The sequence below is a fragment of the Pseudomonas sp. URIL14HWK12:I5 genome (assembly GCF_900176445.1).
GTDB lineage: Bacteria > Pseudomonadota > Gammaproteobacteria > Pseudomonadales > Pseudomonadaceae > Aquipseudomonas > Aquipseudomonas monteilii.
In genome coordinates this window covers 232875-250517 of record NZ_FWXQ01000001.1, presented here as the reverse complement: position 1 = coordinate 250517, position 17643 = coordinate 232875, and the positions used below count along the sequence as shown (strand labels likewise).

The 17643-nt window shown below is 62.6% G+C and carries 18 protein-coding genes and 1 pseudogene; 10 read left to right on the top strand and 9 right to left on the bottom strand.

What is annotated here, in order from left to right; all coding sequences use genetic code 11:
• Positions 1 to 19: 19 nt before the first annotated feature.
• Positions 20 to 1159 carry an MFS transporter gene (locus tag B9A31_RS01230; protein WP_016712688.1) on the bottom strand — a complete coding sequence of 380 codons (1140 nt, stop codon included), beginning with the start codon at positions 1157 to 1159 and terminating at the stop codon, positions 20 to 22.
• A 100-nt stretch (positions 1160 to 1259) separates the two neighbouring features.
• Positions 1260 to 2753, bottom strand: coding sequence for an aldehyde dehydrogenase (locus tag B9A31_RS01225; RefSeq protein ID WP_016712689.1), 1494 nt, complete (start codon positions 2751 to 2753; stop codon positions 1260 to 1262).
• 196 nt (positions 2754 to 2949) lie between these two features.
• Between B9A31_RS01225 and B9A31_RS01220 the strand changes: the two genes are divergently transcribed.
• Positions 2950 to 3309: a cupin domain-containing protein gene (locus tag B9A31_RS01220; protein WP_012274818.1), complete on the top strand. Its 360-nt coding sequence runs from the start codon at positions 2950 to 2952 to the stop codon at positions 3307 to 3309.
• Between the two features lie 83 nt (positions 3310 to 3392).
• Positions 3393 to 3596, top strand: a complete 204-nt coding sequence (locus tag B9A31_RS01215) for a hypothetical protein (RefSeq protein WP_019096653.1) — start codon at positions 3393 to 3395, stop codon at positions 3594 to 3596.
• A gap of 66 nt (positions 3597 to 3662) precedes the next feature.
• Here the strand turns inward: B9A31_RS01215 and rpmG are convergent, their stop codons facing one another.
• Positions 3663 to 3818 (bottom strand): 50S ribosomal protein L33, encoded by a 156-nt coding sequence (rpmG, locus tag B9A31_RS01210; protein WP_003253507.1) that lies wholly within the window; start codon positions 3816 to 3818, stop codon positions 3663 to 3665.
• 11 nt (positions 3819 to 3829) lie between these two features.
• Positions 3830 to 4066, bottom strand: a complete 237-nt coding sequence (gene rpmB / locus B9A31_RS01205) for a 50S ribosomal protein L28 (protein WP_003253504.1) — start codon at positions 4064 to 4066, stop codon at positions 3830 to 3832.
• 361 nt (positions 4067 to 4427) lie between these two features.
• Between rpmB and B9A31_RS01200 the strand changes: the two genes are divergently transcribed.
• Positions 4428 to 6035, top strand: a complete 1608-nt coding sequence (locus B9A31_RS01200) for an ABC transporter substrate-binding protein (RefSeq protein ID WP_019096652.1) — start codon at positions 4428 to 4430, stop codon at positions 6033 to 6035.
• Between the two features lie 128 nt (positions 6036 to 6163).
• Here B9A31_RS01200 and radC read toward each other — a convergent pair whose 3' ends face one another.
• On the bottom strand, positions 6164 to 6844 hold the full coding sequence (radC, locus tag B9A31_RS01195) for a RadC family protein (RefSeq protein WP_025754242.1): 681 nt from the start codon (positions 6842 to 6844) through the stop codon (positions 6164 to 6166).
• Positions 6845 to 6971: 127 nt separating this feature from the next.
• Here radC and coaBC point away from each other — a divergent pair, with 127 nt between their 5' ends.
• The 4 genes and pseudogenes from coaBC (at position 6972) to argB (ending at position 11092) form a co-directional block, all read left to right on the top strand.
• Positions 6972 to 8183 (top strand): bifunctional phosphopantothenoylcysteine decarboxylase/phosphopantothenate--cysteine ligase CoaBC, encoded by a 1212-nt coding sequence (coaBC, locus tag B9A31_RS01190; protein WP_016712699.1) that lies wholly within the window; start codon positions 6972 to 6974, stop codon positions 8181 to 8183.
• 5 nt (positions 8184 to 8188) lie between these two features.
• Positions 8189 to 8644 carry a dUTP diphosphatase gene (dut, locus tag B9A31_RS01185; protein ID WP_016712700.1) on the top strand — a complete coding sequence of 152 codons (456 nt, stop codon included), beginning with the start codon at positions 8189 to 8191 and terminating at the stop codon, positions 8642 to 8644.
• Positions 8645 to 8788: 144 nt separating this feature from the next.
• A pseudogene (locus B9A31_RS01180) lies at positions 8789 to 10156 on the top strand (phosphomannomutase/phosphoglucomutase); the annotation flags it as partial.
• A gap of 30 nt (positions 10157 to 10186) precedes the next feature.
• Positions 10187 to 11092 (top strand): acetylglutamate kinase, encoded by a 906-nt coding sequence (argB, locus tag B9A31_RS01175; RefSeq protein ID WP_004575216.1) that lies wholly within the window; start codon positions 10187 to 10189, stop codon positions 11090 to 11092.
• A 70-nt stretch (positions 11093 to 11162) separates the two neighbouring features.
• Here argB and pyrE read toward each other — a convergent pair whose 3' ends face one another.
• Positions 11163 to 11804, bottom strand: coding sequence for an orotate phosphoribosyltransferase (gene pyrE, locus B9A31_RS01170; RefSeq protein WP_016712702.1), 642 nt, complete (start codon positions 11802 to 11804; stop codon positions 11163 to 11165).
• Positions 11805 to 11884: 80 nt separating this feature from the next.
• Between pyrE and B9A31_RS01165 the strand changes: the two genes are divergently transcribed.
• Positions 11885 to 12664, top strand: coding sequence for an exodeoxyribonuclease III (locus tag B9A31_RS01165; RefSeq protein WP_003253401.1), 780 nt, complete (start codon positions 11885 to 11887; stop codon positions 12662 to 12664).
• Positions 12665 to 12727: 63 nt separating this feature from the next.
• Here B9A31_RS01165 and rph read toward each other — a convergent pair whose 3' ends face one another.
• Positions 12728 to 13450: a ribonuclease PH gene (gene rph / locus B9A31_RS01160; RefSeq protein WP_019096649.1), complete on the bottom strand. Its 723-nt coding sequence runs from the start codon at positions 13448 to 13450 to the stop codon at positions 12728 to 12730.
• 228 nt (positions 13451 to 13678) lie between these two features.
• Between rph and B9A31_RS01155 the strand changes: the two genes are divergently transcribed.
• Together B9A31_RS01155 and gmk are read left to right on the top strand one after the other, a co-directional pair.
• Entirely contained in the window at positions 13679 to 14542 is an 864-nt protein-coding gene (locus tag B9A31_RS01155) for a YicC/YloC family endoribonuclease (RefSeq protein ID WP_019096648.1), read from the top strand.
• A gap of 13 nt (positions 14543 to 14555) precedes the next feature.
• On the top strand, positions 14556 to 15176 hold the full coding sequence (gene gmk, locus B9A31_RS01150; protein WP_016712705.1) for a guanylate kinase: 621 nt from the start codon (positions 14556 to 14558) through the stop codon (positions 15174 to 15176).
• Positions 15177 to 15211: 35 nt separating this feature from the next.
• On the opposite strand, the gene B9A31_RS01145 is transcribed toward gmk, so the two are convergent.
• A complete protein-coding gene (locus B9A31_RS01145; RefSeq protein WP_016712706.1) occupies positions 15212 to 16753 on the bottom strand; it encodes an APC family permease in 1542 nt (513 codons plus the stop codon).
• A gap of 119 nt (positions 16754 to 16872) precedes the next feature.
• Positions 16873 to 17640 carry a gamma-glutamyl-gamma-aminobutyrate hydrolase family protein gene (locus tag B9A31_RS01140; RefSeq protein ID WP_019096647.1) on the bottom strand — a complete coding sequence of 256 codons (768 nt, stop codon included), beginning with the start codon at positions 17638 to 17640 and terminating at the stop codon, positions 16873 to 16875.
• Positions 17641 to 17643 lie beyond the last annotated feature (3 nt).

Sequence of the window (17643 nt, the reverse complement as noted above, 5' to 3'; positions counted from 1 at the left end):
TTTGCAGCCCCAAATCCCATCAGGCAGACACTGCCTCGAAAGCCCCACGCCGCTGGGTCAACACCACCAGCCCGGCAGCCCCGGCCGCCATCAGGAACAGCAATGCATGTCCGCTGATCCACTGGCTGCCGGCCCCCGCCAGCAACGGCCCGAGCAGGCAGCCAATACCCCAGAGCTGCGCCACATGGGCATTGGCCCTTACCAGCTCATCATCGCGGTAGCGCTCACCGATCAGCACCAGCGACAGGGTGAACAAGCCACCAGCACTGGCCCCGAACAGCACCCACAATGGCCACACAACCGGGGTATGCAGCAGCAGGGGAATCGCCAGGCTGGACACCAGCAGCGTTACCGCACACCCCGTGAACAATGCACGTCGCGACATATGGTCGGCCAGCGCGCCGATAGGCAGCTGCAGCACTGCATCACCCACCACCACGGTACTGACCATGAACAGGGCGATTTCAGTGGTAAAGCCTTGCTGCAGGCAATACACCGGCAGCAAGGTAAGGATCATCGCCTCGAACGAGGCGAACAGGGCGATGGCCCAGGCAATCACAGGCAAGCGCCGGCAGAAGGCGAACAAGTCGCGGAAGGTAACGCTGCAGGCCTCTGTGCTCGGCGCTCCGCCACGCCCCAACAGCACCAGCGGTGCCGCCAGCAGCAGGCCGGTCGCGGCCCAGAAGCCGAAGTCGTCATCCGAGCCGAGAAAACCCAACACCAACGGCCCGGCCAGCTGGCTCAGGGCATAGCTGCTGCCGTACAAAGCCACCAGCCGGCCACGCCACTGCTCGACTACCAGCTGGTTGATCCAGCTTTCGCCGAGGATGAACACCACAGTGAGGGACATACCGATCATCAGCCGCAGCAACAGCCACAGCGGGTAGCTGGGCAGCAGCGCGACCAACCCGATCGACAGCGCCCCGCCCCACAGGCACAAGCGCATGGCCGACGGCACGCCGACCCAGCCGGCCAGTCGGCTGGCGATACTGGCGCCAGCCAGAACACCCAGCGCTGGCATCGCAGCCATTACGCCGATGGCGAAGCTGCCGTAGCCCCAAGCCTCCAGGCGCAGGGATACCAGCGGCATGCTTACGCCAAGGGCCAGCCCGACACTGAGTACGGATGCCAGCACGGCGAAATAGGTACCCCAACGCATTGCAGCCTCCCAGGCAGAGTTCTTGAACAGCAAAAACGACAAAGCCGGGGCAGCGTGAGCCGACCCGGCTATTGTTGGGGCTGCTCTGCAGCCCCGGCGATTACAGCTTGATCCAGGTCGCCTTCAGCTCGGTGTATTTCTCCAGCGCATGCAGCGACTTGTCACGGCCGTTGCCCGACTGCTTGAAGCCACCGAACGGTGCGGTCATGTCGCCGCCGTCGTACTGGTTGACCCACACGCTACCTGCGCGCACGGCACGGGCAGTCTTGTGGGCCTTGGAAATGTCCGACGTCCAGATGCCCGCCGCCAAGCCATACGGCGTGTCGTTGGCAATGGCGATGGCTTCTTCGGCGGTGTCGAAGGCAATCACCGACAGCACTGGGCCGAAGATTTCTTCCTGGGCAATGCGCATGGCGTTGGTCACGCCGTCGAAGATGGTCGGCTCCACGTAGGTGCCACCCGTCTCCTCCAGGGTACGCTTGCCGCCAGCCAGCAGCTTGGCGCCGTCCTGGTGGCCGGCCTCGATGTACGACAGTACGGTGTTCATCTGCTGGGTGTCGACCAGGGCACCGACCGTGGTCGCCGGGTCCAGCGGGTTGCCTGGCTTCCAGCCTTTCAGGGCCTCGACCACCATTGGCAGGAACTTGTCCTTGATCGAACGCTCGACCAGCAGGCGCGAACCTGCGGTGCACACTTCGCCCTGGTTGAAAGCGATAGCGCTGGCAGCCGCTTCGGCAGCTGCTTGCAGGTCTGGCGCGTCGGCGAAGACGATATTCGGGCTCTTGCCGCCGGCTTCCAGCCAGATGCGCTTCATGTTCGACTCGCCCGCGTACACCATCAGCTGCTTGGCGATCTTGGTCGAACCGGTGAACACCAGGGTGTCGACGTCCATGTGCAGGGCCAAGGCCTTGCCCACGGTGTGGCCGTAGCCTGGCAGCACGTTCAGCACACCCGCCGGGATACCGGCTTCGATCGCCAGCTGGGCGATACGGATGGCGGTCAGCGGCGACTTTTCGGACGGCTTGAGCACCACCGAGTTACCGGTGGCCAGCGCCGGGCCGAGCTTCCAGCAGGCCATCAGCAGCGGGAAGTTCCACGGTACGATGGCACCGACCACACCCACCGGCTCACGGGTCACCAGGCCAAGCTGGTCGTGCGGGGTCGGGGCGACTTCGTCGTAGACCTTGTCGATGGCTTCGGCAGTCCAGTGAATGGCTTGCGCAGCCCCCGGGATGTCGATGCTGGAGGAGTCGCCGATCGGCTTGCCCATGTCCAGGGTTTCCAGCAGCGCCAGCTCTTCAACGTTCTTGCGCAGCAGGTCGGCGAAGCGGATCAGCTTGGCCTTGCGCTTGGCCGGGGCCAGCTGCGACCACACGCCCGAATTGAAGGTAGCGCGGGCGTTTTCCACTGCGCGGTTGGCATCGGCCAGGTCGCAACTGGCAACCTTGGCCAGGAAGCGTCCGTCGACCGGGCTCAGGCACTCGAAGGTTTCACCGGATGCGGCATCGGTGTATTCGCCGTTGATGAAGGCGCGGCCTTCGATCTTCAGTTGCTGGGCACGTTGTTCCCAGTCCGCACGGGTCAGGGTGGTCATACGAAACTCCTCCTCTTGTTTAGGTGCAACGCCGCACTGAGGACTCACAGGCGTTGTCAGAATTCTGGCCGGGCGACACGCGCACACGGGCAAGCGATACCCTAAACCAGCCGGTGTAAACTATCAATATATTTGACACGCAGGGCTCAAAAGCCTACTGATGTTCATTTTATTAAACAACAACAGGAGCCGCACCATGAGAATAGACAGCATCATCGACTTCGCGCAGGTCATCACCGAGGCCGAACGCTACCGCCCGGCGGCGGAAAAAATCCTCAAGGGCGAGCCTGACCAGGCTGTCTACAACCATTATTCCAGCCCGTGCGGCCAGTTTGCCGCAGGCGTGTGGGAAGGTGAGGTGGGCCAGTGGACGGTGAACTACACCGAACACGAATACTGCGAAATCGTCCAGGGCGTTTCGGTACTGCGCGACCAGGACGGCGGGGCGAAAACCCTGCGTGCCGGCGATCGGTTCGTGATTCCGGCCGGCTTCAAAGGCACCTGGGAGGTGCTGGAACCGTGCCGCAAGATCTATGTGATGTTCGAACAGAAGTAACTATGTAGTGCAGGCAGCCTGCTGGCGTGCGTGAGGATGGCCCTGCCCATGTCGGGCCATCCAACTTCAACAGGAAGATCACCATGACCAACGAAGACGTTCTGAAAACCCTCGCCCACTTGGTCGGCACCCCCTACTCGCCGGCAATCAAGGACACCATCTGCACCCTCACCGGCCGCACCCGGGTAGTCGGCCCCGACGAGATGTGCACCCGCGAGTACGACATCGAGCGCATCCAGATCAAGGCCGGCACCGACCTGTTGATCCAGGGCTTCAACTTCAACTGACCTTAATGCAGGCATAAAAAAACCCGCGTCCTTTCGGATGCGGGTTTTTTTCAGGTCGCCGATCAATTACTTGATCTTGGCTTCCTTGTACACCACGTGCTTGCGAACAACCGGATCATATTTCTTGATCTCGATTTTGTCCGGGGTGGTGCGCTTGTTCTTGTCGGTGGTGTAGAAGTGGCCGGTACCGGCACTCGAAACCAGACGGATCAATTCACGCATGATGCTCTCCCTTAAACCTTGGCGCCAGCTTTACGGATGTCAACCAGAACGGCGTCGATGCCGCGCTTGTCGATGATACGCATGCCTTTGGCGGAAACGCGCAGACGCACGAAACGCTTCTCGGATTCAACCCAGAAACGGTGGTGCTGCAGGTTCGGCAGGAAACGACGACGGGTTTTGTTGTTTGCGTGGGAAATGTTGTTCCCGGTTACTGGACCCTTACCAGTAACTTGACAGACTCTCGACATGACTCAGCCCTCTAAAACCTCATGCCCAACCCGGCATGGGTTGGCCGCTTAATCTCTCAGTCTTTGGCGCCTGGGCGCCGTGATTCTGGAGGTCTTATCGACCGGATCCGCTTATGCGACAGGCCGAGCCCCTAGAAAAGAGCGCTGCTTTATACCAGAAAGACTTGGCTGCAACAACAGTAGATGCACATTGCCGCAAGCTAGAACACGCCGGGCCAGCATAGCGGCGGGCCCCGCCAGCCGTCGACCGCTCGTCGCCAGATTTGTAAAAAAGGGTGTGGTCATTTGCCGGCGGGCGCACTAGGGTAAGCCTTTTCCAGACTGCACAGGCAGATGGGCCACTGACTGCCAAGGAGCCACCATGCGTGTAGCCGCCCTTTCCTTATTGTTCAACTCTCTGTTCGCCGCCGGCGCTCTGTTCGCTACCGCCGTTGCCCAGGCCGCCCCGCTGAGCGTTTGCAGCGAGGCCAGCCCCGAAGGCTTCGACGTGGTGCAGTACAACTCGCTGACCACCACCAACGCCACGGCTGACGTGCTGATGAACCGTCTGGTGGAGTTCGACGCGGCGCAAGGCAAGGTGGTGCCGAGCCTGGCGGCCAGCTGGACGGTATCGGCCGACGGCCTGGTGTATGACTTCACCCTGCGCGATGACGTGAAGTTCCACAGCACTGCCTACTTCAAGCCAAGTCGCGAACTGAATGCCGACGACGTGCTGTTCAGCTTCCAGCGCATGCTCTACCCGGCCCATGCCTGGCACAAGACTGCACCGGGCGGCTACCCGCATGCCCAATCGCTGCAGCTGGGTAGCCTGATCAAGGCGATCGAGGCACCGACACCGAATACCGTGCGCTTCACCCTCAGCCACCCGGACGCCACCTTCCTGGCCACCCTGAGCATGGGCTTCGCCTCGATCTATTCCGCCGAATATGCCGACAAACTGCTGAAGGCCGGCACGCCGGAGAAGCTCAACAGCCAGCCAATCGGCACCGGGCCTTTCGTGTTCCAGCGTTTCCAGAAGGACGCCGTGGTGCGCTACCGCGCCAACCCGGACTACTTCGCCGGCAAGCCGGCGGTCGACCCGTTGATCTTCGCCATCACCACCGACGCCAACGTGCGCCTGCAGAAGCTCAAGCGCGGCGAATGCCAGGTCGCCCTGTCACCCAAGCCACTGGACATTGCCGAAGCGGGCAAGGACGGCACCCTCAAGGTGGCCAGCACCCCTGCGTTCATGACCGCCTTCGTCGCCATCAACAGCCAGCACCCGCCGCTGGACAAACCGGAAGTGCGCCAGGCCATCAACCTGGCTTTCGACAAGCAGGCCTATCTCAAGGCCGTGTTCGAAGATTCCGCGGTGGCCGCCAACGGACCCTACCCGCCCAATACCTGGAGCTACGCCAAGGACCTGCCCGGCTACCCGCTGGACCTGAAGAAAGCCAAGGCGTTGCTGACCAAGGCTGGCTTGGGTGAAGGCTTCAGCACCACGATCTGGACCCGCCCGTCCGGCAGCCTGCTCAACCCCAACCCCAGCCTCGGCGCGCAGATGCTGCAGGCTGACCTGGCCAAGATCGGCATCAAGGCTGAAATCCGCGTGATCGAGTGGGGCGAGCTGATCCGCCGCGCCAAGGCCGGCGAGCATGACCTGCTGTTCATGGGTTGGGCAGGCGACAACGGCGACCCGGACAACTTCCTCAGCCCGCAGTTTTCCTGTGCGGCGGTCGAGTCGGGGACCAACTTCGCGCGCTTCTGCGACAACCGCCTGGACCAGTTGATCAGCGCCGGGCGTACCACCAACGACCAGAGCGTGCGCAGCCGGCTGTACCAGCAGGCGCAGACGCTGATCCAGCAGCAGGCGTTGTGGGTGCCACTGGCGCACCCGACGGCGGCTACCCTGCTGCGCCAAGGGGTTGAGGGGTACCAGGTGAACCCGTTCGGGCGGCTGGATTTCAGCAAGGTGTCGGTGACACGGTAGGTATTGGGGTGCCCGCCTTGAGGGGTGTGGCGCCTGGGAGATCGAGCGCCGCACGGGCGGCGCTCGATCTCCCAGGCGCCACACCCCTCATGACGGAAACCTGACAGCCCTGCCCCCATTGACCTGCCTCAGGCCACAATCCACCCATGCTCAACCATCGACAACGGCTCCCCATCGCCAATGATGATGTGATCCAGCACCCGCACATCGATCAATGCCAACCCGCGCTTCAGCAACAAGGTCAGATGCACATCGTCCTGGCTCGGTTCACTGTTGCCTGAGGGGTGGTTGTGGCAAAGGATCAACGCCGCCGCGTTATGCAGCAAAGCCCGCCGCACTACCTCCCGCGGGTAAACACTCGCCCGGTCTATCGTGCCCCTGAACAGGATCTCGAACGCCAACGGCCGGTGCTTGGTGTCCAGAAACAGGCACCCGAACACTTCACTGGCCTCATGCCGCAGCATGGCCTTGAGATAACGCCGCACCGCCGCTGGCCCATCCAGAGCCTCTGCGCGCTTGATGTTCTCACCCAGATAACGCCGGCCGATCTCCAGCAGCGCCTGTAACTGTGCATACTTCACGGCCCCGATGCCCGGCTCGCGCAGCAGCGCGTCGCGCTCGGCCTCCAGAAACTGCCTCAGCCCGCCAAAACGCATCAGCAGCCCCCGCGCAAGGTCCAGTACATTGCGCCCGGCCACCCCTGAGCCCAGCAGCACGGCAAGCAATTCGGCATCCGTGAGTACCGCCGCACCACGCTGCAACAGCTTCTCCCTCGGCCGCTCTTCAGCCGGCCACTCCCTGATATTCATCCCCGCCCCCTGCCCTTGCTGCGGCCCATTTCGACCCTGTGTTAATCTATTTCGCCTCGTACATGCGACGTTCTGCCGCAGGCATTTCGAACGTCGCCGCCCGCTCTCACTGGAAAAAGGCAAGCCTATGCAGCGGCTGTATCGCAAGCGCATCGTTCTCGGCGTGGGTGGCGGCATTGCCGCCTACAAAAGCGCCGAGCTGATTCGCCGACTCCTGGAGCACGGCGCGCAGGTGCGCGTCGTCATGACCCGTGGTGGTGCCGAGTTCATCACCCCGCTGACCCTGCAGGCGCTGTCGGGCCACCCGGTGCACATGGACCTGCTCGACCCTGCCGCCGAAGCAGCCATGGGCCATATCGAACTGGCCAAGTGGGCCGACCTGGTGCTGATCGCCCCGGCCACCGCCGACCTCATGGCGCGCATGGCCCAGGGCATGGCCGACGACCTGCTGACCACCCTGGTACTGGCCACCGACGCCACCGTCGCCGTGGCCCCGGCCATGAACCAGGCCATGTGGCGCGACCCGGCCACCCAGGCCAACCTTGAGCTGCTCAAGAGCCGTGGCATTCAGGTATTCGGCCCGGCCTCCGGTAGCCAGGCCTGTGGCGACGTGGGCCTGGGCCGCATGCTCGAAGCCACCGACCTGGCCTGGTGCGCCGCAGAAAGCTTCAAGCGCCAGGCACTCACCGGCAAACACGTATTGATCACCGCCGGGCCGACCCAGGAAAACATCGACCCGGTGCGCTACATCACCAATCATAGCTCCGGCAAGATGGGCTTCGCCCTGGCCGAAGCGGCTGCCGAAGCCGGGGCTCGGGTGACCCTCGTCACGGGCCCGGTGCACCTGCCAACCCCCGACCGGGTCAGCCGCATCGACGTGGTCAGCGCGCGGGACATGCTCGCGGCCTGTGAAGCAGCCATGCCATGCGACCTGTTCATCGCCTCGGCAGCGGTCGCGGACTACCGCCCGGAAGTGGTTGCCACACAAAAACTGAAGAAAGATCCTACGACCGGCGACGGTATGCTGCTGCAGATGGTGCGCAATCCCGATATCCTTGCCACCATTGCTGGCCGCAGCGACCGCCCGTTCAGCGTCGGCTTCGCCGCCGAAACCGAACACCTGCTCGATTACGCCACTCGCAAGCTCAAGGACAAGAACCTCGACCTGATCGTCGCCAATGATGTGGCCAACCCCAGCATCGGCTTCAACAGCGAAGAAAACGCCTTGACCGTGATCGACCGCCAGCAGCACCAGACCCTCTTCGCGCAGACCAGCAAGGGCAAGATCGCCCGGCAACTGGTCGCCTTCATCGCCGAACGGCTCAACCAGGTTCAATAAGTTACATGCACGCTCTTCAAGCCAAGATCCTCGACCCACGCCTGGGTTCCGAATTCCCCCTGCCGACCTACGCCACCCCTGGCTCCGCGGGCCTGGACCTGCGCGCCCTGCTCAAGGAGGACACTGTCCTTGAGCCAGGCCAGACCCTGCTGATCCCTACCGGCCTGTCGATCTACATCGGCGACCCGGGCCTGGCGGCGGTGATCCTGCCGCGCTCGGGCCTGGGCCATAAGCACGGCATCGTGCTGGGCAACCTGGTCGGCCTGATCGACTCGGATTACCAGGGCGAGCTGATGGTGTCGTGCTGGAACCGCGGCAACACGCCATTCACCATCGCCGTTGGCGAGCGTATCGCCCAGCTGGTGCTGGTGCCGGTGGTACAGGCCCATTTCGACATCGTCGAAGCCTTCGATGAAAGCCAGCGTGGTGCTGGCGGCTTCGGTCACTCCGGCAGCCACTGAGCCGGCAAATGACCGTTCAGGCCAAGGATGGCGAACTCTCTGGCGAAAGCACCGTCCAAGCGTTCAGTTTGCGCCTGCCCAGAAAGCCTTTGACTAATGGAGCTTCCAGAGATGAACGACATGGCCCACCTGGTCCCCGCCGCATTGCCCGACAGCATTTTCCGCGCGTATGACATCCGCGGCGTGGTCGGCAAAACCCTTCACGCCGAAACCGCCTACTGGATAGGCCGCGCCATCGGTGCGCAAAGCCTGGCCCAGGGCGAACCGCAGGTTTCGGTCGGCCGTGATGGCCGCCTGTCCGGCCCGATGCTGGTCGAACAGCTGATCAAGGGCCTGGTCGATGCCGGCTGCCACGTCAGCGACGTCGGCCTGGTGCCCACCCCGGCCCTTTACTACGCGGCCAACGTGCTGGCAGGCAAGTCGGGCGTGATGCTGACTGGCAGCCACAACCCGTCGGACTACAACGGCTTCAAGATCGTCATCGCTGGCGACACGCTGGCCAACGAACAGATCCAGGCCCTGCTCACCCGCCTGAAAACCAACGACCTGACCTTGGCCGAAGGCCGCGTGGAAAAGGTCGAGATCCTTGACCGCTATTTCCAGCAGATCGTCGAGGACGTGAAGCTGGCGAAAAAGCTCAAGGTGGTGGTGGACTGCGGCAACGGTGCCGCTGGCGTGATCGCACCGCAATTGATCGAAGCCTTGGGCTGTGAAGTGATCCCGCTGTTCTGCGAAGTAGACGGCAACTTCCCCAACCACCACCCGGACCCGGGCAAGCCGGAAAACCTTGAAGACCTGATCGCCAGGGTCAAGGAAACCGGCGCCGATATCGGCCTGGCCTTCGACGGCGATGGCGACCGCGTCGGTGTGGTGACCAATACCGGCAGCATCGTCTACCCCGACCGCCTGCTGATGCTGTTTGCCCAGGACGTGCTGGCGCGCAACCCTGGCGCCGAAATCATCTTCGACGTCAAATGCACCCGTCGCCTGACCCCGCTGATCGAACAGCATGGCGGCCGCGCACTGATGTGGAAGACCGGTCATTCGTTGATCAAAAAGAAGATGAAACAGACAGGCTCGCTGCTGGCCGGCGAGATGAGCGGTCACATCTTCATCAAGGAACGCTGGTACGGTTTCGACGACGGCATCTACAGTGCCGCACGCCTGCTGGAGATCCTCAGCAAGGCCGGGCAAAGCGCCGAAAACCTGTTTGCCGCCTTCCCGAACGATATTTCCACGCCGGAAATCAATATTGATGTGACCGACGAGGGTAAATTCAGCATCATTGATGCACTGCAACGCGACGCCGACTGGGGCGAAGCCAACCTGACCACCATCGACGGTGTGCGGGTCGACTACGCCCACGGCTGGGGCCTGGTTCGCGCCTCCAACACCACCCCGGTGCTGGTACTGCGCTTCGAGGCCGACAGCGACGCCGAATTGCAACGTATCAAGGATGTTTTCCGTACCCAGTTGCTGCGGGTTGCCCCTGAGCTGCAACTGCCGTTCTGACCGACTATCTGTTCCTTACAGGAGCCCTGCATGACCCTCGATCGCGATGCCGCTTCCCATGTAGCCGAGGTTTTGTCCGAAGCACTGCCTTACATCCGCCGCTTTGTCGGCAAGACCCTGGTGATCAAGTACGGCGGCAACGCGATGGAGAGCGAGGAGCTCAAAACCGGCTTCGCCCGTGACATCGTGCTGATGAAAGCTGTGGGCATCAACCCAGTGGTGGTCCACGGTGGTGGCCCGCAGATCGGCGACCTGCTCAAGCGCCTGTCGATCGAAAGCCACTTCATCGACGGCATGCGCGTCACCGACTCGGCGACCATGGACGTGGTGGAGATGGTGCTGGGTGGCCAGGTCAACAAGGACATCGTCAACCTGATCAACCGCCACGGCGGCAGCGCCATCGGCCTGACCGGCAAGGACGCGGAACTGATCCGCGCCCGCAAGCTGACCGTCAGCCGCCAGACGCCCGAGATGACCACCCCGGAAATCATCGACATCGGCCACGTGGGCGAAGTGGTGAGCGTGAACACCGATCTGCTGAACATGCTGGTGAAGGGCGACTTCATCCCGGTCATCGCGCCGATCGGCGTGGGTGCCAACGGAGAGTCGTACAACATCAACGCCGACCTGGTAGCAGGCAAGGTCGCGGAAGCGCTGAAAGCCGAGAAGCTGATGCTGCTGACCAACATCGCCGGTTTGATGGACAAGCAAGGTCAGGTTCTGACCGGCCTGACCACCGAACAGGTCAACGAACTGATCGCTGACGGCACCATCTACGGCGGCATGCTGCCGAAGATCAAGTGCGCACTGGATGCGGTGCAGGGCGGCGTGAACAGCTCGCACATCATCGACGGCCGTGTGCCGAATGCTGTGCTGCTGGAAATTTTCACCGACAGCGGCGTGGGTACCCTGATTACCAACCGCAAGCCGCGCTGATCGGCCGACACGGGCGACAAAAAAAGGCGACCTTCACAAGAAGGTCGCCTTTTTCATTTCCAGGCCAGGATCAGATCCCGTACTGCGCGCGGTAAGCCTCGACAGCCGGCAGATGCTGCTTCAGCTGAGGGTCATCTGCCAGGAACTCCAGCACCTGGGTCAGCGAAACGATGCTGACCACCGGGATACCGAAGTCGCGTTCCACTTCCTGGATCGCCGACAGCTCGCCATTGCCACGCTCTTCGCGGTTCAGCGCGATCAGCACGCCGGCGGCCTTGGCCTGCTGGGCGTTGATGATCTGCATGACCTCACGGATGGCAGTACCGGCGGTGATCACGTCGTCGATGATCAGCACGTCACCGGCCAGTGGCGCACCCACCAGGCTGCCGCCTTCGCCGTGGTCCTTGGCTTCCTTGCGGTTGAAGCACCAAGGCACGTCGAGCTTATGCTGGTCTGCCAGGGCCACGGCAGTGGTCGCCGCCAACGGAATACCCTTGTAGGCCGGGCCGAACAGCACGTCGAACGGGATCTTGCTGTCGACAATGGCTGCGGCATAGCACCGCCCCAGTTCGGCCAATGCAGAACCGGTGTTGAACAGGCCGGCATTGAAGAAATACGGGCTGGTACGCCCCGATTTCAGGGTGAATTCACCGAAACGCAGTACCCCGCGATCGATGGCAAAACGGATAAAGTCGCGCTGATACGGCTGCATGAATAGTCCCGGACACCACGGATTTAGCTAAATGGGTTGAGCTCGGGTATCATACACGCACGAGATTTTTGGGGCCATTTATGCGGATCATCAGTGTGAACGTAAATGGCATTCAGGCTGCGGCCGAGCGTGGTTTGCTCAGCTGGCTGCAAGCCCAGAATGCCGACGTCATCTGCCTTCAGGATACCCGCGCCTCGGCCTTTGAACTCGATGACCCAGCTTTCCAGCTCGATGGCTATTTCCTTTATGCCTGCGACGCGGAGGTGCCTGCCCAAGGTGGTGTGGCCCTTTATTCGCGCATGCAGCCCAAGGCAGTCATCACCGGCCTGGGTTTCGAGACAGCCGACCGCTACGGGCGTTACCTGCAAGCAGATTTCGACAAAGTCAGTATTGCCAGCCTGCTGCTGCCTTCGGGCATGAACGGCGACGAAGACTTGAACCAGAAGTTCAAGTTGATGGACGACTTCGCCAAGTACCTGGACAAGCAGCGTCGCAAGCGTCGCGAGTACATCTATTGCGGCTCGTTCTACGTGGCGCAGCAGAAGCTCGACATCAAGAACTGGCGTGACAGCCAGCAGTCGCCGGGCTTCCTGGCGCCGGAGCGCGCCTGGATGGATGCGATCACTGGCGAGATGGGGTACGTCGATGCCCTGCGCGAAGTCAGCCGTGAAGGCGACCAGTACAGCTGGTGGCCGGACAACGAGCAGGCCGAGATGCTCAACCTGGGCTACCGGTTCGACTACCAGATCCTCACGCCAGGCCTGCGCCGTTTCGTGCGTAACGCCCGCCTGCCGCGTCAGCCGCGCTTCTCCCAGCATGCGCCGCTGATCGTGGACTATGACTGGACGTTGACCATCTAAGCGCGTTGCTCAGATACAAAAAAGCCGACAGTAATGTCGGCTTTTTTGTATCTACGAAATCAGTCAGTCCGCCAGTGCAGCCTGCTGCAGCTCGAAGATTTCGGTCATGCCCTTGTGCGCCAGCGCCAGCATGGCGTTGAAGTCTTCAGGCTGGAACGGCGCACCTTCGGCAGTGCCCTGCACCTCGATGAAGCCACCGGCGCTGGTCATGACCACGTTCAGGTCGGTTTCGGCGGCGGAGTCTTCCAGGTAGTCCAGGTCGAGCACGGCTTCGCCCTGGTACATGCCCACCGACACGGCAGCGATCATGTGCTTGAGCGGGCTGCCGGCCTTCAGGCCACCACGCTTCTTGATCACCGCCAGCGCATCGCACAGGGCGACCATGGCACCGGTGATGGACGCGGTACGGGTACCGCCATCGGCCTGGATCACGTCGCAGTCGACGTACAGGGTGATGTCGCCCAGCTTGCTCATGTCCAGCGCGGCGCGCAGCGAACGGCCGATCAGGCGCTGGATTTCCAGGGTGCGGCCACCCTGTTTGCCACGGCTGGCTTCGCGCTGGTTACGCTCACCGGTAGCACGCGGCAGCATGCCGTATTCGGCGGTCAGCCAGCCTTGGCCTTGGCCTTTCAGGAAGCGCGGTACACCGTTTTCAACGCTGACCGTGCAGATGACCTTGGTGTCACCGAACTCGACCAGTACCGACCCTTCGGCGTGCTTGGTGTAGTTGCGGGTGATGCGGATCGAGCGGAGCTGATCGGCGGCGCGACCACTTGGACGTTTCATCTGGGATACCTGTACTGGGACTTTGAATCTGCCGAGCATTATAGAGCCCGCAGCCCGGGGAAGACATGCCTATTGTCGTACCCGCCACAGCCCGTCGCCTTTTCCTACTGGCGCGGCCGCCCGTCGGTAACATAGGCAGATTGGGCGCCACGGCCCCACTGCGCTACAATCCTGCGCCTTGCAGCCGAGAGGCTCCCACCGTTCATTCATCTAAGCGAGGTACTCCCCATGGTGCACAGCATGACCGCTTTTGCTCGTGTCGAGCGCGCCGGCAGCCAAGGCACCCTGATCTGGGAGCTGCGTTCGGTCAACCATCGTTACCTGGAACCGCACCTGCGCCTGCCAGAGGCCCTGCGCGACCTCGAAGGCGCCGTACGTGAAGGCCTGCGCCAGGGCTTGTCGCGGGGCAAGGTGGAATGCACCTTGCGCCTCAACGAAGACAGCAACGGCAAGCCACTGAAGGTAGACCGCGAGCGCGCCGCGCAGCTGGTTGCCGCCGCCGAGGAAGTGGCCGGCCTGATCAAGCAGCCAGCACCCCTGAACCCGCTGGAAGTGCTGTCGTGGCCTGGCGTGCTGGTGGCCGACACCAGCGACCCGCAGGCACTGAACGCCGAAGCCATGGCGCTGTTCGACGAAGCCCTGGCCGAACTCAAGGCCGGTCGCCTGCGCGAAGGCCAGGAACTGGCCCGGCTGATCAACGAACGTCTGGACAGCATGTCCAGTGAAGTCACCACCCTGCGCGCCTTGGTGCCGCAGATGCTGGCGGCGCAGCGGCAGAAAATTCTCGACCGTTTCGGCGACATGCAAGCCGAGCTCGACCCACAGCGCCTGGAACAAGAGATGGTGCTGCTGGCGCAGAAGAGCGACGTGGCCGAGGAGCTCGACCGCCTCAGCACCCACGTCACTGAAGTGCGCCGGGTCCTCAAGGGTGGCGGTGCCGCAGGGCGTCGCCTGGACTTCCTGATGCAGGAACTCAACCGCGAAGCCAACACCCTCGGCTCCAAGGCCTTCGACCCACGCAGCACGCAAGCGGCGGTCAACCTGAAGGTATTGATCGAACAGATGCGTGAACAAGTACAGAACATCGAGTAAGGCCACCCCGACCATGAACCACAGCAGCGGCACCCTCTACATCGTTTCGGCCCCTTCGGGCGCCGGCAAGACCAGCTTGGTAACGGCCCTGACCAAGGACGACCGGCAGATCCGCGTTTCGGTCTCGCACACCACCCGCGCCATGCGCCCGGGCGAGGAACACGGGGTGAACTACCACTTCGTCGTCCACGAAGAATTCAAGGCGCTGATCGCGCAGGGCGACTTCCTGGAGCATGCCGAAGTGTTCGGCAACTTCTACGGCACCTCGCGCAGCGCGCTGCAGCAGACGCTGGATCAGGGCTACGACCTGATCCTGGAAATCGACTGGCAAGGCGCCCAGCAGGTGCGCAAGCTGATGCCACAGGCACTGTCGGTGTTCATCCTGCCACCGAGCCAGGAAGCGCTACGCCACCGCCTGGACGGCCGTGGGCAGGACAGCGAAGAAATCATTGCCGGGCGCATGAAAGAAGCGGTCAGCGAGATGGTGCACTACGACGAGTATGACTACGTGATCATCAATGATGACTTCGACGTGGCGCTGGAGGATTTGAAGGCGGTGTTCCGCTCGAATCGCTTGCTGTTGAAGAAACAGCAACAACGTCATGCGACGCTTCTGAAGCAAATGATCGGCTGAAAAACGAGTTGGGGCCGCAGAGCGGCCCCAACTATTTATTCCTGCAGTGGCAAGGTAGCCTGCTGACGCAGAGTCGCCCCCAGGAAGTAAGCCGGCGCGCGCATGCGCGACAGCATCATCAGCCCGATGCCCAGCACCGAGATGATCGCGGCAATCACGAACACCAGCCCCAACCCACCCACATGCGAGCCACTGCCGAAGTCCGGCGAGGCGCTGTCGATGGCAGTCCGTACGAAGATCACCGACAGGATCACCCCACCCACCAACGGGCACAGGCCGCGCATGATGAAGTGGCGCAGGCTGTCGAACAGGCTGCCACGGAAATACCAGACGCAGGCAAATGCGGTCAGCGAATAATAGAAGCAGATCATCATGCCCAGCGCGGTGATGGTATCTGCCAACACGTTCTCGCTCAGGCTACGCATGGTCACGTAGAACAGACCTGCTGCCAGGCCTGCGCAAATAGTGGCGTAGCGGGGGGTTTGCGAACGTGGGCAGACGCTGGCGAACTTCGGCGGCACCGCACCGTAGTACCCCATCGCCAAGAGGGTCCGCGCCGGCGCCACGAAGGTCGACTGCAACGACGCCGCCGTACTGGCCAGCACGGCAATGGACATCAGGATCGCCAGCGGCCCCATGACCGGGCCGGCCAGGTGGGCAAAGACGTTCTCCTGGATGCGCGGGTTGTTCAGGCCAAGGCCCGTTTCGCTGATACCGGCAAACTGCAGGGTGGCGATGGCGGTGAACAGGTACAGGCCGAGGATCAGCATCACGGTCCAGGTGGCGGCCTTGCCCGGCACCTCTTCGCTGCCCACCGACTCCTCGCTGACGGTCAGGCATGTGTCCCAGCCCCAGAAGATGAAGATCGAAAGCGACAGCCCGGCGGCAAAGGCCGAGAACGACTCGACACCGAACGGGTTGAACCAGGCGAAATCAAACGCCAGCGGTGGCGGCGCGGTGGTACCGCCGAAGGCGGCGACGGCAAAGCCGATCAACACCACCAACTGCAAGGCCACCAGGCCATACTGCACGGTCATGGTGGTGGCGATGCCGCGACAGCAGATCCACACCGCCAGGGCGATGAACACGCAACAGGTAACGATGTTGATCAACAGGTTATCGGCCAACGCCGCCAGCTCATGTTTGCCGGTGATTTGGCCCAGGAACAGGTAGAAGAAGTCGACTGCAACCCCTGCCAGGTTCGACAGCACGATGGTGGTGGCAACCACCAACCCCCAACCGCCAATCCAGCCGATCATCGGGCCGAAGGCACGTGCCGACCAGGTGAACGATGTACCGCTGTCCGGTTCTGCCGAGTTCAGCTCGCGGTAGCCCAAGGCCACCAGCAACATCGGCAGGAAGCCGACGATGAACACGGCTGGCAGGTGGGCACCGACCTCGCGCACGGTCGGGCCAAGGGCGCCGGTGAGGGTGTAGACCGGGGCGATGGTGGAAATGCCCAGCACCACGCTGGCCAGCAAGCCCAAACGGCCCTTGGCCAGGCCTTTGCTGCGCTGAGTGTTGCCCGCGTCGGCTGCCACGTCGGGTGGGCGGCCGGCTTCTGTGTAATTGCTCATGAGTATTTGCCGTAAATTTTGGAATTGTTTTCACAGGCCTTGCGTACAAGGCCCGCTTTCACTCATTGAAAGCTTGCTGTCGGGGACAAGTCATCCGAGACCTTCGGCTGACGTCAGAATCATTCCTGCCGTGCGCCCTCCCGTGCTGCGTAGGCAATGCAGGCCTCGCGAAACGCCTGAAACAGGCGTAGCGAGACCGGGTTTTCGTTGAAGCGCCACTCCGGGTGCCACTGCACACCGAGCACAAAGCCCGGCGCATCGGGCATGGACACTGCTTCGATCAGGCCATCCGGGGCCCGTGCCTCGACGCGCAAGCCGGGGGCCAGGCGGTCGATGCCCTGGCTGTGCAACGAGTTGACCTCGAACTGCGCCGCCAGACCCAGGCGCTCGAACAACCCGCCAGGCTCGATGCCGACCGGGTGACGAGGGCCGTATTGCACCTCCAGGGGTGCGTCCTCAGGTTCGCGATGATCAAGGTAGCCAGGCAGCTCCTGCACGCGTTGGTGCAGGCTGCCGCCAAGGGCCACGTTCAGTTCCTGATAGCCACGGCAAATGCAGAACACCGGCACACCGGCGGCAATCGCCGCCTGCAGCAGTGGCAAGGTCAGCCGATCACGCGCCAGGTCGTGCCGGGTACCCGCCACGCTGGGGGCGCCATTGTAATGATGCGGTTCGATATTTGAAGGCGAGCCTGTAAAAACAATGCCGTGCAGACAGGCCAGCAGCGCCTGTGGGTCGCTGCCTCCGTCGCGGGCCGGCAAGATCAGCGGCAAGCCGACAAAGCCGGCCGCCTCGACATACTTGTCGCCTACCGTGTGCGACGAGTTCTTCCCCACCTGCTGGCGGCAGGCGCTGACACCGATCAAGGGGACCGCAGTTGCGCTCATGGG

Excerpts from the sequence above, each read along its gene's own strand:
- rpmG (WP_003253507.1), bottom strand. The coding sequence starts at position 3,818 with ATGCGTGAATTGATCCGTCTGGTTTCGAGTGCCGGTACCGGCCACTTC.
- coaBC (WP_016712699.1), top strand. The coding sequence starts at position 6,972 with ATGCAGCGGCTGTATCGCAAGCGCATCGTTCTCGGCGTGGGTGGCGGC.
- B9A31_RS01165 (WP_003253401.1), top strand. The coding sequence starts at position 11,885 with ATGCGGATCATCAGTGTGAACGTAAATGGCATTCAGGCTGCGGCCGAG.
- B9A31_RS01200 (WP_019096652.1), top strand. The coding sequence starts at position 4,428 with ATGCGTGTAGCCGCCCTTTCCTTATTGTTCAACTCTCTGTTCGCCGCC.
- dut (WP_016712700.1), top strand. The coding sequence starts at position 8,189 with ATGCACGCTCTTCAAGCCAAGATCCTCGACCCACGCCTGGGTTCCGAA.
- B9A31_RS01230 (WP_016712688.1), bottom strand. The coding sequence starts at position 1,159 with ATGCGTTGGGGTACCTATTTCGCCGTGCTGGCATCCGTACTCAGTGTC.
- B9A31_RS01225 (WP_016712689.1), bottom strand. The coding sequence starts at position 2,753 with ATGACCACCCTGACCCGTGCGGACTGGGAACAACGTGCCCAGCAACTG.
- radC (WP_025754242.1), bottom strand. The coding sequence starts at position 6,844 with ATGAATATCAGGGAGTGGCCGGCTGAAGAGCGGCCGAGGGAGAAGCTG.
- gmk (WP_016712705.1), top strand. The coding sequence starts at position 14,556 with ATGAACCACAGCAGCGGCACCCTCTACATCGTTTCGGCCCCTTCGGGC.
- rpmB (WP_003253504.1), bottom strand. The coding sequence starts at position 4,066 with ATGTCGAGAGTCTGTCAAGTTACTGGTAAGGGTCCAGTAACCGGGAAC.
- B9A31_RS01215 (WP_019096653.1), top strand. The coding sequence starts at position 3,393 with ATGACCAACGAAGACGTTCTGAAAACCCTCGCCCACTTGGTCGGCACC.
- B9A31_RS01220 (WP_012274818.1), top strand. The coding sequence starts at position 2,950 with ATGAGAATAGACAGCATCATCGACTTCGCGCAGGTCATCACCGAGGCC.
- rph (WP_019096649.1), bottom strand. The coding sequence starts at position 13,450 with ATGAAACGTCCAAGTGGTCGCGCCGCCGATCAGCTCCGCTCGATCCGC.
- argB (WP_004575216.1), top strand. The coding sequence starts at position 10,187 with ATGACCCTCGATCGCGATGCCGCTTCCCATGTAGCCGAGGTTTTGTCC.
- B9A31_RS01140 (WP_019096647.1), bottom strand. The coding sequence starts at position 17,640 with ATGAGCGCAACTGCGGTCCCCTTGATCGGTGTCAGCGCCTGCCGCCAG.
- B9A31_RS01155 (WP_019096648.1), top strand. The coding sequence starts at position 13,679 with ATGGTGCACAGCATGACCGCTTTTGCTCGTGTCGAGCGCGCCGGCAGC.
- pyrE (WP_016712702.1), bottom strand. The coding sequence starts at position 11,804 with ATGCAGCCGTATCAGCGCGACTTTATCCGTTTTGCCATCGATCGCGGG.
- B9A31_RS01145 (WP_016712706.1), bottom strand. The coding sequence starts at position 16,753 with ATGAGCAATTACACAGAAGCCGGCCGCCCACCCGACGTGGCAGCCGAC.